The 15,162-nt window shown below is 63.9% G+C and carries 22 protein-coding genes; 9 read left to right on the top strand and 13 right to left on the bottom strand.

What is annotated here, in order from left to right:
* The 3 genes from EOA24_RS09240 to EOA24_RS09230 all read right to left on the bottom strand — a co-directional run.
* Positions 1-550 (bottom strand): sigma-70 family RNA polymerase sigma factor (locus tag EOA24_RS09240; protein ID WP_127409755.1); only part of this gene is annotated, 550 nt, incomplete at its 3' end.
* 91 nt (positions 551-641) lie between these two features.
* Positions 642-1,025: a hypothetical protein gene (locus EOA24_RS09235; protein ID WP_126083325.1), complete on the bottom strand. Its 384-nt coding sequence runs from the start codon at positions 1,023-1,025 to the stop codon at positions 642-644.
* A gap of 28 nt (positions 1,026-1,053) precedes the next feature.
* The gene (locus EOA24_RS09230; RefSeq protein ID WP_126083326.1) at positions 1,054-1,488 is read right to left on the bottom strand and encodes an EF-hand domain-containing protein; all 435 of its coding nucleotides are present in this window, start codon (positions 1,486-1,488) and stop codon (positions 1,054-1,056) included.
* A gap of 354 nt (positions 1,489-1,842) precedes the next feature.
* On the opposite strand from EOA24_RS09230, the gene EOA24_RS42915 reads away from it, so the two are divergent.
* The 3 genes from EOA24_RS42915 (at position 1,843) to EOA24_RS09215 (ending at position 3,897) form a co-directional block, all read left to right on the top strand.
* Complete coding sequence (locus EOA24_RS42915) at positions 1,843-2,112, top strand: EF-hand domain-containing protein (RefSeq protein WP_245467114.1); 270 nt, start codon at positions 1,843-1,845, stop codon at positions 2,110-2,112.
* A 43-nt stretch (positions 2,113-2,155) separates the two neighbouring features.
* Positions 2,156-2,578: a BA14K family protein gene (locus EOA24_RS09220; RefSeq protein WP_127257304.1), complete on the top strand. Its 423-nt coding sequence runs from the start codon at positions 2,156-2,158 to the stop codon at positions 2,576-2,578.
* 317 nt (positions 2,579-2,895) lie between these two features.
* On the top strand, positions 2,896-3,897 hold the full coding sequence (locus tag EOA24_RS09215) for an aldo/keto reductase (RefSeq protein WP_126083328.1): 1,002 nt from the start codon (positions 2,896-2,898) through the stop codon (positions 3,895-3,897).
* A gap of 70 nt (positions 3,898-3,967) precedes the next feature.
* Here EOA24_RS09215 and EOA24_RS09210 read toward each other — a convergent pair whose 3' ends face one another.
* From EOA24_RS09210 to EOA24_RS41515, 4 genes are all read right to left on the bottom strand, one after another.
* The gene (locus EOA24_RS09210; protein WP_126083329.1) at positions 3,968-4,597 is read right to left on the bottom strand and encodes a glutathione S-transferase family protein; all 630 of its coding nucleotides are present in this window, start codon (positions 4,595-4,597) and stop codon (positions 3,968-3,970) included.
* 293 nt (positions 4,598-4,890) lie between these two features.
* The gene (locus EOA24_RS44065) at positions 4,891-5,112 is read right to left on the bottom strand and encodes a hypothetical protein (protein WP_348526261.1); all 222 of its coding nucleotides are present in this window, start codon (positions 5,110-5,112) and stop codon (positions 4,891-4,893) included.
* Positions 5,054-5,986, bottom strand: coding sequence for an NAD(P)/FAD-dependent oxidoreductase (locus EOA24_RS09200; RefSeq protein WP_348526262.1), 933 nt, complete (start codon positions 5,984-5,986; stop codon positions 5,054-5,056). The genes EOA24_RS44065 and EOA24_RS09200 overlap by 59 nt, the downstream gene beginning before the upstream one ends.
* Positions 5,987-6,155: 169 nt before the next feature.
* Positions 6,156-6,320 (bottom strand): hypothetical protein, encoded by a 165-nt coding sequence (locus tag EOA24_RS41515; protein ID WP_189341959.1) that lies wholly within the window; start codon positions 6,318-6,320, stop codon positions 6,156-6,158.
* 1,527 nt (positions 6,321-7,847) lie between these two features.
* Between EOA24_RS41515 and EOA24_RS09195 the strand changes: the two genes are divergently transcribed.
* Positions 7,848-8,207, top strand: coding sequence for a helix-turn-helix transcriptional regulator (locus EOA24_RS09195; RefSeq protein WP_126083852.1), 360 nt, complete (start codon positions 7,848-7,850; stop codon positions 8,205-8,207).
* Positions 8,208-8,374: 167 nt separating this feature from the next.
* Here EOA24_RS09195 and EOA24_RS09190 read toward each other — a convergent pair whose 3' ends face one another.
* Both EOA24_RS09190 and EOA24_RS09185 read right to left on the bottom strand, forming a co-directional pair.
* Positions 8,375-8,596 (bottom strand): hypothetical protein, encoded by a 222-nt coding sequence (locus tag EOA24_RS09190; protein ID WP_126083330.1) that lies wholly within the window; start codon positions 8,594-8,596, stop codon positions 8,375-8,377.
* A 14-nt stretch (positions 8,597-8,610) separates the two neighbouring features.
* The gene (locus EOA24_RS09185) at positions 8,611-9,477 is read right to left on the bottom strand and encodes an RNA ligase family protein (protein WP_126083331.1); all 867 of its coding nucleotides are present in this window, start codon (positions 9,475-9,477) and stop codon (positions 8,611-8,613) included.
* Positions 9,478-9,599: 122 nt separating this feature from the next.
* On the opposite strand from EOA24_RS09185, the gene EOA24_RS09180 reads away from it, so the two are divergent.
* Positions 9,600-9,785 carry a DUF3606 domain-containing protein gene (locus tag EOA24_RS09180; RefSeq protein WP_042642958.1) on the top strand — a complete coding sequence of 62 codons (186 nt, stop codon included), beginning with the start codon at positions 9,600-9,602 and terminating at the stop codon, positions 9,783-9,785.
* Positions 9,786-9,963: 178 nt separating this feature from the next.
* Here EOA24_RS09180 and EOA24_RS09175 read toward each other — a convergent pair whose 3' ends face one another.
* On the bottom strand, positions 9,964-10,167 hold the full coding sequence (locus EOA24_RS09175) for a KTSC domain-containing protein (RefSeq protein ID WP_126061481.1): 204 nt from the start codon (positions 10,165-10,167) through the stop codon (positions 9,964-9,966).
* A gap of 97 nt (positions 10,168-10,264) precedes the next feature.
* Complete coding sequence (locus EOA24_RS09170; RefSeq protein WP_126083332.1) at positions 10,265-10,498, bottom strand: hypothetical protein; 234 nt, start codon at positions 10,496-10,498, stop codon at positions 10,265-10,267.
* Positions 10,499-10,672: 174 nt separating this feature from the next.
* Between EOA24_RS09170 and EOA24_RS09165 the strand changes: the two genes are divergently transcribed.
* Positions 10,673-11,266, top strand: a complete 594-nt coding sequence (locus EOA24_RS09165; RefSeq protein WP_126083333.1) for a DUF922 domain-containing protein — start codon at positions 10,673-10,675, stop codon at positions 11,264-11,266.
* On the opposite strand, the gene EOA24_RS09160 is transcribed toward EOA24_RS09165, so the two are convergent.
* Positions 11,263-12,687, bottom strand: a complete 1,425-nt coding sequence (locus EOA24_RS09160; protein ID WP_126083334.1) for a LuxR C-terminal-related transcriptional regulator — start codon at positions 12,685-12,687, stop codon at positions 11,263-11,265. The genes EOA24_RS09165 and EOA24_RS09160 overlap by 4 nt on opposite strands.
* Before the next feature lie 168 nt (positions 12,688-12,855).
* On the opposite strand from EOA24_RS09160, the gene EOA24_RS09155 reads away from it, so the two are divergent.
* Both EOA24_RS09155 and EOA24_RS09150 read left to right on the top strand, forming a co-directional pair.
* Entirely contained in the window at positions 12,856-13,110 is a 255-nt protein-coding gene (locus EOA24_RS09155; protein WP_126083335.1) for a DUF1127 domain-containing protein, read from the top strand.
* Positions 13,111-13,217: 107 nt separating this feature from the next.
* Positions 13,218-13,448 carry a hypothetical protein gene (locus tag EOA24_RS09150; RefSeq protein WP_126083336.1) on the top strand — a complete coding sequence of 77 codons (231 nt, stop codon included), beginning with the start codon at positions 13,218-13,220 and terminating at the stop codon, positions 13,446-13,448.
* Positions 13,449-13,517: 69 nt separating this feature from the next.
* On the opposite strand, the gene EOA24_RS42910 is transcribed toward EOA24_RS09150, so the two are convergent.
* On the bottom strand, positions 13,518-13,712 hold the full coding sequence (locus tag EOA24_RS42910) for a hypothetical protein (RefSeq protein WP_245467116.1): 195 nt from the start codon (positions 13,710-13,712) through the stop codon (positions 13,518-13,520).
* 388 nt (positions 13,713-14,100) lie between these two features.
* Between EOA24_RS42910 and EOA24_RS41510 the strand changes: the two genes are divergently transcribed.
* The gene (locus EOA24_RS41510) at positions 14,101-15,027 is read left to right on the top strand and encodes a hypothetical protein (protein WP_245467117.1); all 927 of its coding nucleotides are present in this window, start codon (positions 14,101-14,103) and stop codon (positions 15,025-15,027) included.
* The last annotated feature ends 135 nt before the right edge of the window (positions 15,028-15,162 follow it).

Genomic DNA, 15,162 nt, shown 5'->3' with positions numbered 1-15,162 from the left:
CCCTAAGCGCGCGGCGCCCGCGCACGAGCAACTGTTCGACCGAGCCGGCGCTGGCGCCCATCACCTCGGCGATCGCACCGATGTCAAGCTCGCCCACCGCCCTAAGAAGCAGCGCCATGCGCTGGCGCTCCGGCAGGCGCGACAGGCCATCGCGCACGATCGCCAGCTCCTGCCTTGCCGCCGTCGCGGTCTCGGCATTCGCTTCAGGCGCGGCCGGCTCCTCTGCGATGTCGTCCAGGCCGAAGAAGTTGCGCAGCGCTCGGCGCCGGCGCTGGTCGATGCAGCGGTTGGCCGTGATCCGGTAGAGCCATGTCGAGGCGCGCGCCCTGCCGGGATCGAAGCGTGCGGCCTGTTTCCAGACGGTCACGAACACCTCCTGCACCACGTCCTCGGCATCGGCCGCATGACCGAGATAGCGCGTGGCGAATGTCCGCAGCCCACGGCCGTGACGGGCCATGAGCGCGGACAAAGCCGCCTGGCTGCCCGCGGCGATGCGGGCCAGAAGCTCCTCGTCGCCACCGGCAGCTTCATCCCGCACGGCGGCGGGCACCGGTCGAGGAGCCTCCGGGGGCGAGGCAGAAATCCGCGACGATCCGGCTCGGGAGAAAAACGAATTCCGACGTCAAGTCCACCACCAGATGTCAGCGGCGCCAACGGCGGAAGCCGTGAACCGTGTTGCCGTTCGGGCCCGTGAAGCTGCCGACAGAACGGCCGCGAAACGGTCCGGCCGCGCTGTAGCGCTGACCTGAAACGGTCTTGCCGTTCGGCCCGGTGGCAGAATAGCTCCTGGAGCAGCGGTCAACAACGCCGGCCTTGCAGGTCGAGTTCGACGTGTAGGTGCCGCCATTCGGTCCGGTGCGCGTGGTCGAGCCGGTGTAGATATTGCCGTCCCGGTCGACGCTGCGGCTCAGTTCGCCGCCATGCGCGGTCTTGCGCGTCCATTCCTCGGCCGAGGCCGGGTAAGCGGCCGACCAGACGACCATCGCGCCAAGGCAAAGCAGCGGAAGTTTGAGTCTTGAAAGCATGTCATTTCCTTTCTGGAAGGCAGGTTGGTCAATTGGCATGAGCAGCCACGATCTTGCGGATCGCCGCGATCTCGTCGGCGGAGAGCCTGCCGTCGCCATTGCGGTCGGCGAGATCGAAGAGCGGCGTGCTGGCCTGGAACTCGTCCTCGGTGACCTTGCCGTCGCCATTCCTGTCCATGCGCCGCCAGCGATTGCCGAGGCGGGCCTCGGCTGCCAGGGCGCGGTCATCGATGGCCTGGCGGGCGGTCTCGATCTCGTTCCCGTCGATGACGCCGTCGCCATTGCGGTCGAGCCTTTTGAAGAGGCGTTCGCGGGCGGCGAGCATCTCGTCCTTCGAGATCGCGCCGTCGCTATTGGTGTCGAGGCGCTGCAGGATGCGCTGGCCGGGCATGTCCTGCGCCGCGGTGGCGCAGACTGGAGCGAGCCCGAGAAGCAGACCCGCAAGGATTGCTGAGTGTTTCATGGTTGGTCCTTTCGACTGTCACGTCGCGGGGGCGACTGTCGGCCAATACGCAGCCCGGTTCGTGCTCCTACGCTCGGCAGGCGGATTTTTTCGCCGGCCGCCATGGCGCGGCGCCCCGTGCATCGAACCTTCCGAAAAATTCGCGGGCAGCGCGTAGGAGCCTTCGAACTCGCGCGTAGGAGGCGCTGCAAGGACGGTCCGCGGCGGGCCGTCGATTACAGCGGAGACCCAGATGACCAAGATTGTGACAGCCCTCGCCGGGCTGCTCCAGGGGCCCGGGAAGCGTTCCGGCGCATCGACACCAATGGCGACAGAAAGCTCGAATTCAGCGAGATCCAGGCAGCGCGGGCGCGGATGTTCGACCGGCTGGACGCCAACCACAATGGCGTGCTCGACCCCGACGAGGTGCGCGCGGCCGTAGCGCAGGTCAAGGCGAAGCGCGACATCCAGGCCGCGCGTTTCGCGGGGCTGCAGGCCGAGGCGAGCCGCATGGACCGCAACGGCGACGGCAAGATCTCGCGCGACGAATTCACGGCCGCCATTCCCGACCGGCTGCTGCAGGCGGACACCGATGGCGACGGCGCGCTTTCGATTTCCGAACTGCGGGCGCTGAAGCGCCCGTGATCCCCCCGTGATCCCCAGTGACACACAACAAAGGAGAGAGACGATGAAATGGATAGCGACGGCCTTTTGCGGCCTGGTGCTCGGCGCATCGATGCTGGCCTCGCCGGCCGAGGCCGTTCCAATCGTGCCCGCCCCCGGCCAGGCATCCGTGACCAGCCAGGCGACGCCGGTCTGGTACCGGCGCGGCTTCTACGTCGTTGGCGGCGTCTATTACTACAACGGCTACCGTGGCTATTGGCGCGTGCGCCCCGGCTACCGCTACTACAATGGCTACTGGTTCCCGGCCGCCGCCTTCGCGGCCGGCGTGGCGGCCGCCACGGTCGCGCCACCCCCGCCCCCAGCGGCGCGCCTGGCGGCCGCCCATGTGCGCTGGTGCTATGACCGCTACCGCTCCTACCGCGCCTGGGACAACAGCTACCAGCCCTATGGCGGCCCTCGCCAGCAGTGCCTGTCGCCTTATAGTTGAGCCGGGCGAACCGGCGCGGCGTGGACTCTGGGTGCATAAAAAAGCGCGTCGCGCCGAAAACGAGTTCGGGCGACGCGCTACAGCCTTTGTCCGATATTACCAAACGTCGGTGTGGGTGGTTCCGTCGGGTCCCCGAGGGAGTGGAGTCGGCTGGAACCACCCGCCCGCCTTGTGTCCTTCCCAAGACGGACCGACTATACGGCGCCGTCCTGCGGTTTCCTTGACCTGGATCAAGCGCTGCCGGCTCGCCGCTGGACGTGTTCTGTCCCCGCCCTATACTTTCGCGAGCGGCGATTTTTCGCGGGAGACAAGAACATATGAGCCTCGGCAAACACAAACTCGGAAGCCAGGGGCTCGAAGTCTCGGCCATCGGCCTCGGCTGCATGGGCATGAGCCAGTCCTACGGGCCGGCCGACGAAGCGGAGTCGATCGCGACGATCCACCGGGCGATCGAGCTCGGCTGCACCTTTCTCGACACGGCCGAGGTCTACGGGCCGTTCCTCAACGAGGAACTGCTTGGGCGCGCGCTGCAAGGCCGGCGCGACCAGGTGACGATCGCGACCAAGTTCGGCTTCCGCATCGTCGATGGCAAGCAGGCCGGCACCGACAGCCGGCCCGACCATATACGGGAGGTAGTGGAGGCTTCGCTCAAGCGGCTCGCCACCGATCGCATCGATCTGCTTTACCAGCACCGCGTCGACCCCGCGGTGCCGATGGAGGATGTCGCGGGCGCGGTCGGCGAGTTGGTGGCCGAGGGCAAGGTGCGCTTCTTCGGCCTGTCGGAAGCGGGCATTGCCAACATCCGCCGCGCGCATGCCGTGCATCCGGTCTCGGCGCTGCAGAGCGAATACTCGCTGTGGGAGCGCAACCTCGAGCCCGAGATCATCCCGGCGCTGAAGGAGCTGGGCATCGGCCTGGTGCCCTTCGCGCCGCTCGGCCGCGGCTTCCTGGCCGGCGACGTCAAGCGCGCGGAGGACTATCCGCAGGGCGATTTCCGCCGCGGCGACCCGCGCTACCAGGGCGAGAATTTCGACTTGAATGTCGCGGCCGCCGCCGCGGTGCGCGACATTGCAGCGGCAAAAAGCGTGAAGCCCGGCCAGATCGCGATCGCCTGGCTGCTCGCCAAGGGGCCGGACTTCGGCATCGACATCGTGCCGATCCCTGGCACCAAGCGGCGGACCTATCTGGAGGAAAATGTCGCGGCGGCGGACATCACGCTCGACGCGACCGAGATACTGGGGCTCGACATGGCGCTGACGCCCGACAAGGTATCCGGGCCAAGGTATAACGAGCGCACGATGTCGCTGGTGGACCGGTAGGGCTCGAAGTCCTGAGGACTATTGAACGTCGGCGCGAAGGAACTCGGCGCCGACAGCTGGCAATCAGCCCTCACCCGCCCGAATGCGGATCGATGCTGTAGGGATGCACCGGATAGCCAGGGCCGATCGCCTCGCCCACTCTTTCCACCCAGCCTTCTACCGCCGGATAATCGGCGAGGGAGAAACCGCAATCCTCAGCGCGGTGGCTGTAGGCATAGACGGCGATGTCGGCGATGGTGAGCGTATCGCCGACCAGGAAAGGCGTGTCGGCCAGGCTGCGCTCCAGCGCGCCAAGCGCTCGCACACCCGCCTCGCGCTTGCCGGCAACCAGCGCCTGGTTGCGCTCCAGCCGGCCGGTCAGGCTCCAGAAGCGCAGCGAGCCGATGACCGGCTCGACATAATACTGCTCGAAGAACAGCCACTGCATGACCTTGGCGCGGGCAAGCCGGTCCGTCGGCAGATAGGGCGTGCCCTCGGCGACGAGGGTGAGGATTGCGTTGGACTCGGCGATCGCCTGGCCATTGTCCACGGCGAGCACCGGAACGGCGCCGGCCGGGTTGAGCTTCAGGAAAGCCTCCGTGCGGCTCTCGCCCTCGAAGATCGAGACCATGCGGGTTTCGTAAGCGATGCCGAGCAGGCCGAGCAGGACGCGGATCTTCCAGGCGTTTTGCGACGGGAGATAATCGTAGAGCATGAGCATGGCCGATCCCTCATTGGCAGCAATGGCTTCGCATGAGGTGGTCCGATGCGCCACCCGATTCAGGTGGCGGGGCTCAAAACACAGAAAGGTCTTGGCGAGGCCCCCCTCTCTGCCCTACTGGGCATCTCCCCCTCAAGGGGGGAGATTATATGTCATGTATGCTTTCGCCAATCACCAGCGCTGCAGGGAGACGGCCGTCGGAAGCTGCCAATCTCCCCCCTTGAGGGGAAGATGTCCGGCAGGACAGAGAGGGGGGCGAAGGAACCCGGCCTATCATGTTGGCCGCGACCTCCTCACCTCCCCGCAATATCCCTCGCCACTGCCTGCGCCTCGATGCCGATCTCGCGCAGCAGACCCGTGACGGGGTTGTAGAAGCCGACGAGATAGACGCCCAATTCGCTCGCCCGCGCGTTGACGCCGCTCTTGTCCGGTCTGAGCTCCGCCGGCAGGAAGGCGTCATAGGCCGGACGGTAGCCGGTGGCGAAAATGGCCGCGTCGAATCTTCTCCACGCCATCGACGAATGTCACGCCGTCTCCGGTGAAGCTTGCGATGTCCGGCGCGATGCCGATCCGACCCTGCTTGATCGCCGCCACGGTGCCGATATCGATAACCGGAATGCGGCCGGCCTCGATGCCTTGCAGGATGCCTTGCTTGGGCCGCACGATGCCGTATCGCTCCAGCCGGCCCAGCGCCCGGTCGAGGATCTTGGGGAACATCCAATCGTTCAGCGCCTGCGGCATGGTCCGGCTGGCGATGCCCACCATCTGGATCGGCACGCCGAACAGCTGGCGCGGCACGATGTGGACGCCCTTGCGCACCGAGATGGTGGGGTGAGCGCCGCTTTCGGCCAGATCGAGCGCGATCTCCGCGCCAGTATTGCCCATGCCGACGATCAGCACGTCCTTGCCGGCATAGGGCGCCGCTTCGGTGTAGGCGGCGCTGTGCAGCACCTTGCCCTTGAAATCCTCGATGCCCGGGAAATCCGGCATGATCGGCTGGGCGTTGTTGCCGGTGGCGACGACGACCTTCCTGGCGCTGATCCCGCCGGCGTCCGTCTGGACCAGGAATTTTTCGCCCTCGCGGCGGATGGATTTGACCGTGACGCCGAAGCGCGGCTCAAGGCCGAAGCGCTCGGCATAGGCATCGAGATAGGCCACCACCTTTTCGCGCGGAACGTAGCGGGGATGGCTTTTCGGGAACGGCACGAAAGGCAGCGAGGAGAAGGATTTCACCGTGTGCAGATGCAGCCGCCGGTAATGCCGCCGCCAGGACGGCGCAACCTCATCAGCCTTTTCGAGAATAAGGAAATCGACGCCCGCCTGTTTGAGGCAGGCCGCGACGGCGAGCCCGGCAGGGCCGGCGCCGACAATGACGACATTGGTCTCCAAAACGCTTTTCCTCCCGCCAAAGCGGCAAAACCTATGACGGGAGGGGTTGGAGGGGCAAGTAGGGAGAAGCACCCATGCTCCACCGCGTGGGATGGAGCGGGGCGCCCGGCGCCTCATCTTCGTGCATGAACGCCGCAGAGATGCATAAATCGCGATTTATTCGCGAGCGTCATACTCGAAAGCGCCGTTCGGCGCCGCGGGAGAGCACGCAGATTTCGGCTTCGGTCAGCGTAATCTGATAGCGCTGTTTGGAATTCTTCGAGTAGATGTCGTCAGTAACAATCGAGACGGTCACATCGCCGTTCTCGTCGATCTGTACATCCTCGATCTGCAACGGCGCCGAGTATATGCATTTCGGTGATCCTGGCTTTCGCGCAGGCTGAGCAGACAATCGCAATGTGAAAAGATCCCTTGCTGTGCCAGCAATTCGACCGACGCAAAATTGATGCCAGCAATTCGGTCCCGAGATGGGACGACGTTGGTCTACTCCCTCGTTCGTCCTTATGGATACGTGCCAACTATTTCGGCAAGAGCGTAGTGTTTCGCCAGCCGGCGCCGCGTTCGCCACCCGAAACCCAGCGCCGGCTAGGCCCGGCGGTCATCCATCAACGCTACCCAACGGAACCGCCGGGCCGCTCTTATCGGCAAGTGCGCCTCGCCGGTGGAATGGCGGCGATAGCCGTGCCACGATGCTCGCCAGCGCCGGCCTAAAGCGCGTCGCGATCTTTCAGATACGCTCCATGCGCTTTAGGTTTTTGATTTTACGCATGTCTTTATCCCGAAACCGATTCCCACTTTCGGGAGACATGCTTTAGCGATTCCGGCTTACTACCAACGGCAGCGTGCCGATCCCTCGGCAGAGGCGTATATTAAAGCGAGCCGGTGCCATGTTTCGTTTCCGAGTCCCCGCCGGCTAGGCCCGGCGTTCGCTGGCCTACCCCGTCAGCCTGCCGGGCCGCTCCCGTCCATCCCCTGTGCCATGGGCGAAAAACGGTGGAAAGTCATCAACCGTGATCTTCATGCAGATGCGCTAATATACCATCTGCCACAGCCGGCTCCCCACCCGAGTCGGCTAGGCCCGGCGGTTCATCCACGCTACCCCAACGCGGAACTGTCGGGCCGCTCTAGAGCAATTTCAGGAAAAGTGTGAGCGGTTTTCCGCCTGGAATTGCGACAACACAAAGAGATAGAGGGTTCGCCGTTTCCATGAAACGGTGAAACACTCTAGGACGGCGAAACGGAAAGGGAGGCCGCCTTCCCCCCCAACGGAGGAAGGGCGTCGGCCGCCAACTCATTCAGACTGAAGTCCCTCGCTTGCTCGCATTGGTCCATGCGGCGAAACATTTAGTCCGCGAGATCATTTCGGGTCCTGACTGACGAGCGAAGTCCCCTGATCGTCAGTTTTTTTGCAGATGATGCCCGCTGTACCCCCGGCGGGCATCGTTCGTTGGATGGCAGAACCCCATGGGCAGCCCTTCCGCTGCTCCGGCGTCACCGCGTGATTGGTGAATTGGAGATTTCGGTCATCGCGGCCGGCGGCGCATTTTGCGCTCCTGGATCTGGATCGACCGGTCCTCGCCCGCTCGGAAGGTGGTGTTCTTTGCTTCTGCTTGGCGTGGAGACGCCCAGAAGCGCGCATGCGAGCTTTGTCTCAAATAGGTTGATGAGGGGGCCGGTCTGCGACTTCGCCGTGACACTCGATCGCAGACCGGTGTCCACTCCTGGGTAGAAATGGGACGGCCCGATACTGACGCATCGCCACCACGGCCGCGATGTTAAATCCTGGCAGCTTCGTTGCCCACCTGCTTCGTTGCAAAAAATCGGCCTGGAACATTTTAGCGAGATTGAATGTTCCAGAGTTATGGACAGCCGACATGAACTCTCCGCAGAACAGGTCAGATTTGCCCGGGCCCTCTTGAACTGGTCGCGGGTACGCCTGGCTTCCAAGGCCAACGTCAGCGAAGCGACGATCAGCGGAATCGAAAACGGCCTAAAGAACACTCGACCTAGCAGTGTGCTTGCTGTGCGGAGAGCTTTAGAGGCTGGAGGAATTGTCTTTGCGCCGGACGGGCGCGCTTCAATAGCGGATCCGCAAGGCCAGTTCACCGCCGACAATAGAACGTGGCGCCGACGGATGGCAGACCGCTCCTTGACTCGCGACCGATCTGAGGTGCGATCTCAAATGAGAGCCGACGCTCGAAAGAAAAACCCGCCGACCTAAGCCGACGGGTCATCTTCCCTCAAACTGCTGTGCGCCCCTTTCCCCGGATGGTCCGCCCGAAACCCAGGAAACCCCGCACAAGGCTTTTCTAATGGAATCTCATGTAAAGGGCTGTAGCTTGGCAGCAACAGCTGGCGCGACTAATGAGGCAACGACCGTGATGCCGCTTAGGACATGTGTGAGCGACCCAGAGCCAGCCGTGACAGCGAAACAAGCTCTTCCTCATCCTCGATGCCGGCCATGAAGTTGGCGAGGATTCGGGACGCCAGGGCCTCACGTTCATCGGCAGTCTGCTCCTCAGTTTTCAGCCGGTCGAACACCCTTGCCAGGAACTCCAATTCAGCAGGCTCGAAAATTCCGGCGTCCTGCGCCTTCTGGCGAACTGGCATCGCAGTAACTCCACCTACTTTTCGCGAAAATCCTTCAGTGAGGCATGACGCAACGTCTCCTCGCCCTTGAGGAACTTCACCCGTCCGACCAGGCCCGGCTTCAGCCACTCCGCCTTCTGCTTTGCCAATCCCTTTGGAGGCGGAGCACCAACTTTGCCCTGCACGCGATCCCAGAGAGCCTGTCGTTTGTCGGCTTTGAAGGTCACAAACGCACCGCCCATGTACCGGCCCTTGTCGGCCATCAGCACCATGGCAGGCTTCCCCGCCTCACGCTGCACGCCAATGATGTCCATTTCGGCTTCGACGTAGCACTTGATTTTCCGCCAGTTCATGGTCGCGCCGGAGCGATAGACACTGTCGAGGCGCTTCGAAACGATGCCTTCCAGGTTGGCCTCGCACGCGAGGTGGTAAACGGCGTCGCCAGTGCCCGGCAGAGCCTCCGAGAACTGGATATGCCCACCTGCCGGGATAAGCGCTTGCAGCACCTCCCTGCGATCTTTCAGGGCCATGTCGCGCAAGTCATGGCCATTCAGATGCAGGAGGTCGAATGTGACGAAATAGAGAGCCTGAGGCCGCTGTGTGATGGCCGACCGCAGCGCATGGAAGTCGGACAGGCCTTTTTCGTTGAGCACAATCATCTCGCCTTCGATAATGAAGCTCTCTGCCTCCAGGGTCTCGGCTTCCTTGGCGATCGACTTGTACTTCGCGGTCCAATCAATGCCCGACTTTGTGAACACACGGACGCCTTCATCGTCCCTGATGATCTGCGATCTGTAGCCGTCGAATTTCACCTCATGGCTCCAACCGTCTGCCTTTGGCGGTTGCTCGACAAGCTCAGGCTCCATCGGGCGAATGAAGGACAGCCGAACCGGCTTACGCATGAGAGCCCCAACGCATCACTCAAGTTTGATTCAATAGCGCAGGGTCGTTTCAGTTCCGTTAGCTGCAGCTAATGGGAACATTCGGTGCGGAACTCTGTTCTCTCTCACCAGGAGGAACGGCTATGGCAGACGACAAGACCAAGCGCGATTTCAGGGACCGCGACCGAGTTTCGGCGAATGAGGATTACGAGGTTCGCTACTTCGCCAAACAGCATCGCATCACGCCCGAGCAGGTGCGTGAACTGATCGGCGAGCACGGCAACGACCGAAAGACGTTGGAGCGCGAGGCGAGGAAGCTTCGAGGATGACGAGGCTTTCCGAGCTGGGTCCGCCGAAAGGGGTGACGGTGCACCGCCCGCCAGGCTCCATTCGGAATTCGGACTTCTATCGCTGCGAGACGTGCGGCCAGGTCGTCGACTGCAAAGACATCAGACAGGTTATGTGGCACCAGTTCCAGGATGAGCATGAGCCGCTTGAACTGGACAGCTAATCGGTAACGCGGCGATACCGGAAATGACCGCGGATATGGTCGTTGAAAAAGCGGCCTTTGACAAAGGCCGACCGGAACGCGGCGTAAGTCTCCGGCGGCACGCCCTCAAAGTCGTAGCGCTTACCGCTGGCCACGAACCACACAGAGAGGATCCTGCTGGTTGGATCGTACTCTGTTTTCTTGATTGAGGTGGATGGCAATGGCGCACCTTGCGAGTTTGCATTCGCAAACGTCGGGAACGCGGCTTTTGTTTCAGGGATGGGGATCTATAACGCCTCCCCATGAAGCGCCGGCGCCCTAGTCCGCCGCGTGCGGCGCCTCGGGCTCGTCCTCCGGCGGTTCGAGGATCTCGATCAGTCTCGCCACGCGGGCGCCAGGCATGGCATGGCCCTCATTCACCAGCGCCTCGTCGGCGCCGATCCAGGCGAAGGCCTCGCGCAGCTCCTCGAGGCTTGCGCCGGTGAGCGCGATGTCGGCGATCACGGCCTCGTCCACCGGTCCAAGCACGGAAATGATCTCGTTGCGGGTCATCTTGTCCTCCCCCATCGGTTGGGATGATTGGCCAAGGAAACGGATGACGGGCGGAGCGGGTTCCGGCGCGGCGTCTCGTAGTCTCCTTCCTCAAAGGACGGATTGCCCGCGCGCTTTGATCTCGCACGAGACAACCGCTATGCACCTAACGCACGGAATCCCATCGAGTCCCTCATGAAATTCGCCATCCTGCTTTGCGCCTTGCTCCTTGCCTCCCCTGCGCGGGCGGAGTGGAAGCCCATCGAGAGTATCGAGACCTATGCCGTCTCCGGGCAAAGCGCGGAGCAGCTCTATCTGTCGATCGGCGAGAAGGGCCCGCTGGTCGGCGCGGCCGGCGGCGGGCGTCGCGTCATCGCGCACACGTTCTTCAAGCTGACCTGGCAGCGCGACTACCAGCCGCAAGGCAGCGCCTGCGTGCTGAAGTCGGCGCGACCGAAGCTGATCATCACCTACACGTTGCCGAAGCCGGCCAGAAAGCTGGACCCCGCCCTGCAGGCGCGCTGGGACAGGTTCGCGGCCGGGCTGATCGCGCACGAGAAGGTGCATGGCGCCGGCATCATCGACATGGTCGACAAGATCGTCGCCTTCAGCACCGGCCTCACCGCCGAGAACGATCCCGGCTGCAAGAAGGTCAGGGCCGAACTGACGGCCTATCTCGACCAGCTCTCCAGGGCGCAGCGCCAGGGCAGCCGCGACTTCGACACCAAGGAGTTCGGGCGGGACGGCAATATGTTGAAGCTGATCGCGGCGTTTCTGGGCGGGGGCTAACGGATCGCCACCAGCTTCGCCGCGTCGCGGATAGCGCGCACGGCGTCGGGATTGGTGACGGGATACCCCGCAATGAAACCGTCGACCGAGAAGCCTGGAAATTCCGTGCGCAACCTGCTCGCGATGGCGGCCGCCTCGGCCCCCTCGCCCTCCCTCGCATGGGCGAGCATCAGAAATATCAGCATGTGCGGAGAATCCGGCGTGCTCCGTCGCAGCGCTGCTATGGCGTCCCGGTACCTGCCGGCCGTGAACAGGACGCGCCCCTGCATGCCGAAATACCATGGCGGGGCAAGCGGGTTGAGGCGCATTGCGCGCTCGATGAGCGGGATCGCTTCGGCCGGATCGCCGGCGACCAGCGCTTTGCTGCCGGCAAGCAGCGCCAGTGTGTCGGCATGATTGGAACCACATTCGAAGGCGCGCCGGTGGGCTCTTTCAGCTGCCTCCAGATCGCCGAGGCAGCCCATGAGATCGCCGAAGCAGTTGTGCGCAGTGCTGTCGCTCGCGTCGAGCCGCAGGGCATTCTCGGCCGCCCAGCGCCATTTGGCGATCGAGGCGTTCAGATCGTCGCCGAAGCCGTTGCAGGCCTCAATCGAATAGGCGTAGGCAAGTTCGGTCCAGGCCCTGACCAGTGTCGGGTCAAGATCGAGCGCGCGTGAAAACAGCCTGATGGCTTCGCCGTTGCCGCTGCGGCTGAAGGTGTTGTGCTGCTCGACGCCCAACAGATAGCAGTCGTAGGCGCGCAGGCTAGCCGGCGGCTTGCGGCGGATCGCATTGCGGCCGACCGTGGCGATCGTTCCGAAACAGCCGGCGAGCACGTTGATGACGCTTTCGGTCAAGCTGTCCTGCAGCGCAAAGATGTCCTCCACGGGCCGGTCGAAGCGCTCGCTCCAGAGGCTGACGCCGGTCTGTGCGTCGGCGAGTTCCATCGTAAGCCTTACCCGTCGGCCGTCCGCTCGCAATTGACCAGACAGGATATAGGCAGCACCCAACGCCTTGCCGTCGGCGGCGAAATCGGCCGGCCTGCTGCCAAGGGCCTTCATGGTGTGGAAGGCAACGACCGGCAGGTCCGCGTAGCGCGCAAGATCGACGGTAATGTCCGACGACAAGCCGTCGGCAAAACGGCGCCATTGCTCGTCGGCACTCAGGCATTCGATAGGGAATATCGCCAGCATCGGCGAAGCTTCGGGCCCGTTCGGCGACATGGCCGGCGCTGCTGCGATGGCGTTGATATGCATGGCGAGCGCGACCTTGCTGCGCACGCCTAGCTTTTCATAGATCGCCGCGAGATGGGTGCGCACGGTGGACGGCGCGATGAACAGCGCCTCGCCGATCTCGCGATAGGTCATGCCGGCGGCGAACCTCTCCGCCACCGCGCGCTCGCGGTCCGACAACGCCTCCGAGGTCGTCACGATGCGGTTCATGGCTTGTCCTGCCAGCGGGCATAGATGCGATCAACCGTAGAACCATCAAAATACTACAAATGCAGGACCCAAAACACTGCATGCGGCCGATGGTTCGGCGCATGGCGAAGGTTCAGGCTCCCCGCATGCCCTTATCCATGGGGCAGCGTTCAAACGAGGGAGCCGACCATGAAAACGATGCTCGACACCATATCCGAATTCCGTGACGCCGTGCGGCTCCATCTCAGCGAACCGCTGACGGACGCCCACGCGGCCGAGCAGCGGCCCGGCCTGTTCGACCTGCTGTCGGCATGGGGCGAGCGGGCGCGGTTTCGTCACGAGCTTGCGATCAGGGCGCGCGAGACGCCGCATCTCATCGGCGATATCGGCCTGACGATGGACCAGGTGCGCGACGAACTCGCCAAGCCCTTGTGGCGCCGCTAGGCCGGACGGATTCAGCGAAAAATCAGGATTGTTTCAGGACAAACGGACGCCCTCGGGACGATGATGGCGTTCATGGCAGCACATGACGCCAGCCACGGAGGTCAATCATGCATGCGAGGACTGACATATCATTTGCACCGACGTCGCTGTCGCGGGGTGAAGCGCTGAGCATGCTTTCCGCGGGCATCGCGGGACCCTGCTGCGGCGAGGCCAACGAGATGCTGGCCTGGCTATACCTGCTGCCGCCCAACGAGACCGCGCCTGGCGAGGCTCGCGTCGAGCCGAACGCCGCGCGCCGCCGTTCGTGGCTTGGCCTGCTCGGCATGTTTCGGGCTTGACCTTGCCGGGATTTGCCCTCCCAATGAACCCCGCGCAATCAGGCGTGTCGATGGGGCAAGGGCTTGGCGCTACGGATTGGCGGCGCTGTTCTCGATCTTGACCGGGGTACGCTCCGGCGCGACGGCGAGATTGTGCCCGTCCGGCCAAAAACCCTGGAACTGCTCGCCTTCCTGACGCGCAATCCCGGACGGGTGCTGAGCAAGGACGAGCTGTTGCAGGCCGTCTGGCCGGGCATCATCGTCACCGAGGACTCGCTCACGCAATCGATCCGCGACGCGCGCAAATCGATTGGCGACGAGGCGCAGGCGCTGATCCGCACGGTGCCGCGCCGGGGCTACCTCTTCCAGCTTCCCGAGACCGAGGCCGCGCAGCCGCCGGCGGCGGCCGCGGCGCGGGCGGAGCCTACGGTGGCGGTGCTGCCGTTTGATGTGGACCCCGCCGACGCCACCGCCAAGGCATTGTTCGACGGCGCGGTCGAGGAAATCACCAACGCGCTTTCATACTTCAAGACCGTCGCCGTGCTGGCGCGCCATTCCGCCTTCGCCCTGGCAGAGCATTCGCGCGAGGACATCCGGGCGACGGCGGAGCGGCTCGGCGCGGACTATATCACCGAAGGCCGCGTCGAAACCGCCGGGACGGAATACGGCGCGCGTGGTTCTGACCGAGACGGCATCGGGCCGGCGCGTCTGGTCGCAGAGCTTCACTTTTGCCACGGCCGATATCTTCGCTTTCCAGACGATGGTGGCGCAGCGGATCGTGACGGCGCTGGTCGCCAACATCGAAAGCGCGGTGATGCGGCGCGGCCTGCCCGCGCCCGCCGCCAATGTCGAAGCCTATCTGCATTTCCTGCGCGGCAAGGAATTGCTGCGCAGCTATGGCGAAGGGATCAACCAGGCGGCTCGCGCGCATTTCCTCAAGGCGATCGAGCTCGATCCCCAATCAGGGCTGGCGCATGCCTATTTGGCCCTCGCCGAAGTGATTATCGGCGGCTATAACGACGCGCCGCGCGCCGTGCTCGACCAGGCGCGCGACCGGGCGCTGCATGCGATCGCGCTCAGCCCGGACGAGGCGCGCTGCCACCGCATGCTGGCGCTGACGCTTCTCTATCGCGGCCGCGACGAATACGACGCGGTCGAGAAGCACTTCGCCCGCGCGCTGGATCTCAATCCCTACGATGCAGACACGCTCGCCCAAACCGGCTTCTTCCGGGCGCTGCGCGGCGACGGCGAGGTTGGGCTCGCGCTGCTCGACAAGGCCGTCCAGCTCAATCCCATGCATCCGACCTGGTACTATTACGATCGAGGCGAAGCTCTGCTGGCGCTCGGGCGGTATCAGGAAGCGGCCGCGTCCTTCTCTTGTCTGCCCCGCAAGAGCGCCTGGCAATGGGCGCGGCTGGCCGCATGCCACGCATTTGCCAGCGACCACGGGAAGGCGCTGGCCTGCGTCATCGAAGGTCGCGCCCTGGAGCCAGACCTCACCATCGCCCAGATCGTCCAGGACATGCGCATGGAACGCGAAGAGGACCGCGAACGACTGCGTCGCGGGCTCGAACTCGCCGGCTGGGACACGGCCATCTAAAGCGCGTCGCGATCCTTGGGATTCGCTCCATGCGCTTTAGGTCTTTGATTTTACGCATGTCTTTATCCCGAAACCGGTTCCCACTTTCGGGAGACATGCTTTAAGCATGTCCGGCTAGAAACTGATCTCGACCGC

This window comes from Mesorhizobium sp. M2A.F.Ca.ET.039.01.1.1, assembly GCF_003998035.1.
Classification (GTDB): Bacteria; Pseudomonadota; Alphaproteobacteria; order Rhizobiales; family Rhizobiaceae; genus Mesorhizobium.
Note: the sequence above shows the minus strand (reverse complement) of the source record. Positions and strands in the feature narration are given on the sequence as shown.

Bases quoted from the DNA above. Each gene is read 5' to 3' on its own strand.
- EOA24_RS09235 (WP_126083325.1), bottom strand. From the start codon at position 1,025: ATGCTTTCAAGACTCAAACTTCCGCTGCTTTGCCTTGGCGCGATGGTC.
- EOA24_RS09230 (WP_126083326.1), bottom strand. From the start codon at position 1,488: ATGAAACACTCAGCAATCCTTGCGGGTCTGCTTCTCGGGCTCGCTCCA.
- EOA24_RS42915 (WP_245467114.1), top strand. From the start codon at position 1,843: ATGTTCGACCGGCTGGACGCCAACCACAATGGCGTGCTCGACCCCGAC.
- EOA24_RS09220 (WP_127257304.1), top strand. From the start codon at position 2,156: ATGAAATGGATAGCGACGGCCTTTTGCGGCCTGGTGCTCGGCGCATCG.
- EOA24_RS09215 (WP_126083328.1), top strand. From the start codon at position 2,896: ATGAGCCTCGGCAAACACAAACTCGGAAGCCAGGGGCTCGAAGTCTCG.
- EOA24_RS09210 (WP_126083329.1), bottom strand. From the start codon at position 4,597: ATGCTCATGCTCTACGATTATCTCCCGTCGCAAAACGCCTGGAAGATC.
- EOA24_RS44065 (WP_348526261.1), bottom strand. From the start codon at position 5,112: ATGGCGTGGAGAAGATTCGACGCGGCCATTTTCGCCACCGGCTACCGT.
- EOA24_RS09195 (WP_126083852.1), top strand. From the start codon at position 7,848: ATGGACAGCCGACATGAACTCTCCGCAGAACAGGTCAGATTTGCCCGG.
- EOA24_RS09190 (WP_126083330.1), bottom strand. From the start codon at position 8,596: ATGCCAGTTCGCCAGAAGGCGCAGGACGCCGGAATTTTCGAGCCTGCT.
- EOA24_RS09185 (WP_126083331.1), bottom strand. From the start codon at position 9,477: ATGCGTAAGCCGGTTCGGCTGTCCTTCATTCGCCCGATGGAGCCTGAG.
- EOA24_RS09180 (WP_042642958.1), top strand. From the start codon at position 9,600: ATGGCAGACGACAAGACCAAGCGCGATTTCAGGGACCGCGACCGAGTT.
- EOA24_RS09170 (WP_126083332.1), bottom strand. From the start codon at position 10,498: ATGACCCGCAACGAGATCATTTCCGTGCTTGGACCGGTGGACGAGGCC.
- EOA24_RS09165 (WP_126083333.1), top strand. From the start codon at position 10,673: ATGAAATTCGCCATCCTGCTTTGCGCCTTGCTCCTTGCCTCCCCTGCG.
- EOA24_RS09160 (WP_126083334.1), bottom strand. From the start codon at position 12,687: ATGAACCGCATCGTGACGACCTCGGAGGCGTTGTCGGACCGCGAGCGC.
- EOA24_RS09155 (WP_126083335.1), top strand. From the start codon at position 12,856: ATGAAAACGATGCTCGACACCATATCCGAATTCCGTGACGCCGTGCGG.
- EOA24_RS09150 (WP_126083336.1), top strand. From the start codon at position 13,218: ATGCATGCGAGGACTGACATATCATTTGCACCGACGTCGCTGTCGCGG.